We start from the raw sequence: 5687 nt of genomic DNA, 5'->3' as shown, positions 1-5687 counted from the left end.
GGTATCCGCGGCGAGGTGCGGCTGCTGCCGCAGGGCTTCGACCCCGCCTATCTCACCGACTTTAAGACCTTTTATTTGGGCAAGGACAAGACTCCCATCGTTCCCACCGCAAACCACGTCCACAAAAGCTTTGTCCTCTTAAAGTTCCCCGGCGTGGACGACATGAACGCCGCTCTTTCTTATAAGGAGCAGCCCGTCTTCATCCGTCGGGAGGATGCAGAGGACGGCGAGCCTTTTGACGACGAGCTTCTTGGCATGGACGTGAAAAACGCCGACACCGGCGAGCTTCTCGGCAAGCTGACCTTGATTGAGGACTATCCCGCCAGCAAGGTCTACACGGTGACGGGAGAGCATACCTACCTCATCCCCGCCGTGCCGGAGGTTTTCATCAAGTCCGTGGATTTAGACGCGAACGAAATGCTGGTCCACATTCTGAAAGGAATGGAAACCGATGCGAATTGATATTCTGACCCTGTTTCCAGAGGCAGTGGACGCTATGCTGAACGTCAGCATTCTGGGCCGGGCGCAGGAACGTGGGTTTATTGCCATAAAGTCCCACCAGATTCGTGAATATACCACCAATAAACAGATGCAGGTGGACGATTACCCCTATGGCGGGGGCCGGGGCGCGGTGATGCAGGCCGACCCGCTCTACCGCTGCTGGGCCTACGTGACGGAAACCTTCGGCCCCGGGCGTACCATCTACCTCTCCCCCTGCGGGCGGGTGTTCACCCAGACGGTGGCCCGGGAATTGAAGGAGCGGTACGACCATTTGATTCTGGTCTGCGGACATTACGAGGGCGTGGACCAGCGATTTTTGGACGAGTGCGTGGACGAGGAACTATCCATGGGCGACTTTGTCCTCACCGGCGGGGAGATTCCCGCCATGGCGGTGTGCGACGCGGTGTGCCGTATGGTTCCCGGCGTTTTGCCGGATGAGGAGTGCTTCACGGAAGAGTCTCACTGGGACGGCCTGCTGGAGCACCCGCAATATTCCCGTCCCGCCGTGTGGCACGAACGGGAGGTTCCTCCCATTCTGGTTTCCGGCGACCACGCCAAGGTTGCCGCCTGGCGGAAGAAGGAGAGCTATAAGCGCACCATGGCCCGCCGGCCGGACCTCTTTGCCGCCTTTGACGAGACACAGCTTGCCACAAAGGCAGAGCGGAAAATTCTCCAGCAGGCCAAAGAAGAATTTGCAGTCGACTCGGCACCTCTTCCTCAAACGGAGTCCTGAGCAGATTTTTGCAGCCGAACCTTCACCCACGCCTTCCTTCTGTTCGTTTCAGTAATATTGTTTTTGACAAAATGCAACATTTTATTTAATTTATACTTGCAAAACTTGGCTATTGCATGATATAATTCAAAAAAGTCACCCGGGTTTTTGTTGCGGTTCCATCCGCCAATGCCGGAACTCATACTTTTTAAGGGGGACAGCAGTGTGGGCTGTCCCTCTGCTTTTGAGGACTCCTCAATCCGGGTAGAAACTAACTTGGGAGGGTATTGTTTTGAAAGAGAACGCTTTTGCAAGGCCCCAAAAAAACCGAGAAAAGCGGGGCCGCCGGTCCGGCATTCAAAGCCGGATTGTCCTTTTGGCGGTCTTATCCTGCGTCGGCTCCCTGCTGCTTTCCAACCTCATCGGCGGCTTTATCACCACCTCGTCCGGGCGCGCCTCTTCCTCCCGGCTTCTTGAGAGCAAAACCGGCGGCGTTGCGGCGCAGGTTTCGGAGTATATGAACAAGGCCTACGCCGTGGCGGAAAGCCTTGCATTCAGCGGGGATCTTCGCTATCCGGACCCGGAGGCACAGCGCGGCGCGCTGGTCAAAACCCTTGAAAACAACCCCTATTTTATTCTGTTTTATCAGCAGGGGATGGATGGAGAGCAGACCGCGCGAAGCTCCGGAAATCTTGGCAACCGTGCGGACCGCTGGTGGTTCAAGCAGATCATGTCCGACTCTCAGCCCTTCATCACCAAGTCCTATCTGGACATCAATACAAAAAGCGCCGTCTCTTCCATCATTTACCCCGTCTACGCCCCCGGCCCGGACAGGCAGATGTCGGGAGTTCTGGGCTGCGATTTGAGCCTTGAAAAGCTTCAGGAGATTGTGGACGACTATAACACGGAGGACGCCTATTCCGTTATCGTGGACGGAGAGGGCGTCGTGGTGGCCCATCCGGACGCGGAGCAGGTGGCCGAAATGTACAACTATCTCACCGGCATCAAGACGGTGGTCACAGGCGATCAGGAGTCTCAGGAAAATTTTGCGCTTTCCCCCGCGCTGAAGGCTCTGACCGCCGCTGCGCTGAGCGGTGAAAGCGGCATTCAGGAGCAATCCGACGAAAATGCGATTTACGCCTACGCGCCCATTTCTCTCCCCGGCGGATCGGACGGCTGGGCCGTGGTTACCATTCAAAATCGGTCCGCCGCCTATGCCGACACCACGCGGATGATTCAGTCCAATATTCTTCTGGCGCTTGTGCTTGTCGCCGTCATCACCGCCGTTTCTCTGCTGTTCAGCCGCAGGCTGGTGCGCCCGCTGCGCGAGCTTCACCGCGCTGCGGTTCAGATTGCCGATGGGGACTTGAATGTGGAACTCTCGGTTTCCAGCCGGGATGAGATTGGCGAGCTGGCTCTTTCCATGCGCGCCACGGTGGACCGCCTGAAATCTTACATGAATTATATCAATGAGATTACCGATGTTCTGAAACAGCTCTCCTCCGGCAATATGCGCTTCACCTTGGTCTGCGACTACACAGGGGAGTTTTCTAAAATCAAAGATGCGCTTATGTCTATTCAGGTGACAATGACCCGCACCATGTTGCATATCCGGCAGGCCTCCGACGAAGTGTCCAGCGGCTCCGAGCAGGTGGCTAACGGCGCGCAGGCGCTCTCTCAGGGCTCCACAGAACAGGCCAGTTCCACTGAGGAATTGGCTGCCGCCATTGAGGAGCTGTCCGCCAAAGTCCGTCAGAACGCACAGGATGCCGCAGAGGCCAGCTCCATCTCTGCGGAAACCGAAGCCTGCATCTCCGAGAGCAACGCCCGGATGGCGGAAATGACCGCTGCCATGCAGGAAATCGAAGCCACCTCCGGTGAAATTGGGAAAATTATCAAAACCATCGACGACATTGCTTTCCAAACCAATATTCTGGCTCTGAACGCGGCGGTGGAAGCCGCCCGGGCGGGCACGGCGGGCAAGGGCTTTGCCGTGGTGGCGGACGAGGTGCGCAATCTCGCCGGAAAATCCGCGGAGGCCGCCAGAAGCACCACCGCCCTCATTGAAAACGCCCTGACCTCCATTCAGGCAGGCACGCACATTGCCAATACCGCCGCCGATTCCATGGGCGCGGTGGTCCAGCATACCGAGTCCATCAACAAGAAGATCTCCAACATTGCGCAGGCTTCCGACGAGCAGGCTCACTTCGCCCGGCAGATTACCACAGGCATCGACCAAATTGCCTCTGTGGTGCAGAACAACTCCGCCACCGCCGAGCAAAGCGCCGCCGCCAGCGAAGAGCTTTCCGCGCAGGCGCAGACTTTGAAAACACTGGTGGACAGCTTTGTTCTGGGCGAGGAGGATGACTTCTGAGCACTCATGCCCCATCCTAATAACAATATCCGGAGGGGAAGCTAAGCTTCCCCTCCGGATATTCTGTATATGGGCCGAAAAACTCATTTCCTTCTGCTCTGAAACGTGCTATGATGAGTAACATATAGATTTCACCGCACGCTCAGGCGGGCCGCCCCACGCGCGGCGGCGGGAAGGACTTTACTGTATGATTTCTCAGAAAATGCTGGCTCTGGGCCAATCCCGCTCCTGCATCCGGGAGCTGTTTGAATACGGCATGAAGCAGGCCGCCGTTGTGGGCCGGGAAAATGTCTTTGACTTTTCCATCGGCAACCCCTCCATTCCCTCCCCAGCGGCAGTGAACGAAGCCTTTTTGGACATCGTGCGCACCGAGGACAGTCTGGATGTTCACGGCTACACCTCCGCCGCAGGTTATCCCGGCGTGCGTAAGGCCGTGACCGATGATTTAAACGCCCGGTTTAATGCCTGTCTCCGTCCGGAAAACCTGTTCTTCACCTGCGGCGCGGCCCCGGCGCTCATCGCCGTGGTGCGGGCGCTGGCGGTGGAAGGTGCGGAAATCGTGGGCGTGGCCCCCTTCTTTGCAGAATACCGCCCCTATGTGGAGAGCAACGGCGCAAAATTTGTGGTAACGCCGCCCGACACGGAGCATTTCCAGATTCGACTGGATGACATGGCTGACCTCATTAACGAGCATACGCAGGCAGTTCTCATCAACTCCCCCAACAACCCCTCCGGCATCGTCTATACCAAGGAAACCCTTGAAAAGCTGGCGGCCCTGCTGACAGAAAAGAGCCGTCAGGTGGGCCATCCCATCTATCTCATTGCCGACGAGCCTTACCGGGAGCTGGTGTACGACGGAGCGGAGGTAAGCTGGGTCCCCAATCTCTACCCCAATACCGTGGTGTGCTACTCCTATTCCAAATCCCTGTCCCTCCCCGGAGAGCGCATCGGCTATGTCTGCGTGCCCGACAGCGCGGCAGACAGCGAATTGCTGTTCGCTGCCGTGGCGGGAGCTGCCCGGGTTCTGGGCCATGTCTGCCCCCCCTCTTTGCAGCAGCGCGTTGTGGCCCGCTGCGCTGCGGAGCGGCCGGACCTTGCGGCCTACGACAAAAACCGCTGCGCCCTCTACGACGCGCTTACTTCCTTCGACTACGATTGTCCCAAGGCCAACGGTGCGTTCTATATGTTTGTCAAGGCCCCCGGCGGCAGCTCCAAGGCGTTTTCTGACCGGGCCAAGGAGAAAAACGTTCTGGTTGTTCCCGGCGACGACTTTGGCTGCCCGGAGTATTTCCGCCTGTGCACCTGCGTGTCTTACGACACCATTCAGCGCAGCCTCCCCCTGTTTAAGGAACTGATCGAAACCTACCGCTGAACGCACAATCGCTTTCGCTTCTGTGCTGTCCTTCAAGATAAAACCACACATCAGATACTATTAGGAGGCAGAACGCCGTGGATTCTGGACTTAAAATCAAGCTGTATACATTCACCATTGATTGCACAAACCCCTATGACTTGGCAAAATTCTACGCGGAGCTGCTGGGATGGACCATTCCCTTTTACGATGAGGAATATGCCTGCCTTGGCGCTCCCGGCGCGCAGCAGGGCGCATACCCGGGCATTACCTTTCAGAGGAATGCTCTTTATACGCCGCCCGTTTGGCCGGAAACGCCGGAAGCGCAGCAGCAAATGGCCCATCTTGATTTTGCGGTCAACAATTTGGATGAGGCCGTGGCACACGCAGTCCTCTGTGGAGCAACTGTTGCCGCGGCGCAGTTTTCCGATCACTGGCGGGTAATGCTGGACCCCGCCGGGCATCCGTTTTGCCTGTGCCAGATGCAGCCGCTGATGGAAAGTCCTGATTTTTCCCTGCTGTAAGGGAATTTTCCGGAAATTTTCGTCTGCTATTTCACCCAAACCTTAAAAAAGCAGCCGTACAGATCATTCTGTACGGCTGCTTTCGGTTGCATATGGAAAAAACTTACTTCAGCTCGACCTTCGCGCCGGCTTCCTCCAGCTTGGCCTTCATGGCCTCGGCGTCGTCCTTGGACAAGCCTTCCTTCAGAGTGGCGGGAGCGCCCTCGACGGTCGCCTTAGCCTCAG

At 57.2% G+C, this 5687-nt stretch carries 6 protein-coding genes; 5 read left to right on the top strand and 1 reads right to left on the bottom strand.

Translation table 11 applies throughout. From position 1 onward, the window contains the following. The 5 genes from rimM to B2W96_RS11745 all read left to right on the top strand — a co-directional run. On the top strand, positions 1–462 hold a 462-nt coding region (gene rimM / locus B2W96_RS11765; RefSeq protein WP_293010625.1), incomplete at its 5' end, for a ribosome maturation factor RimM. Beyond that, complete coding sequence (gene trmD / locus B2W96_RS11760) at positions 452–1234, top strand: tRNA (guanosine(37)-N1)-methyltransferase TrmD (RefSeq protein ID WP_293010624.1); 783 nt, start codon at positions 452–454, stop codon at positions 1232–1234. The genes rimM and trmD, both read left to right, overlap by 11 nt. A 271-nt stretch (positions 1235–1505) precedes the next feature. After that, positions 1506–3587 (top strand): methyl-accepting chemotaxis protein, encoded by a 2082-nt coding sequence (locus B2W96_RS11755; protein ID WP_293010623.1) that lies wholly within the window; start codon positions 1506–1508, stop codon positions 3585–3587. A 187-nt stretch (positions 3588–3774) separates the two neighbouring features. Next, on the top strand, positions 3775–4959 hold the full coding sequence (locus B2W96_RS11750; protein WP_293010622.1) for a pyridoxal phosphate-dependent aminotransferase: 1185 nt from the start codon (positions 3775–3777) through the stop codon (positions 4957–4959). Between the two features lie 77 nt (positions 4960–5036). After that, positions 5037–5462, top strand: a complete 426-nt coding sequence (locus B2W96_RS11745; protein WP_293010621.1) for a VOC family protein — start codon at positions 5037–5039, stop codon at positions 5460–5462. A gap of 103 nt (positions 5463–5565) precedes the next feature. On the opposite strand, the gene B2W96_RS11740 is transcribed toward B2W96_RS11745, so the two are convergent. After that, a partial coding sequence (locus B2W96_RS11740; RefSeq protein WP_293010626.1) for a ribosomal protein L7/L12 occupies positions 5566–5687 on the bottom strand: 122 nt, incomplete at its 5' end.

This window comes from Oscillibacter sp. UBA6647, from assembly GCA_002455655.1.
GTDB lineage: Bacteria > Bacillota > Clostridia > Oscillospirales > Oscillospiraceae > Oscillibacter.
This window is presented reverse-complemented; position numbering and strand designations above follow the sequence as displayed.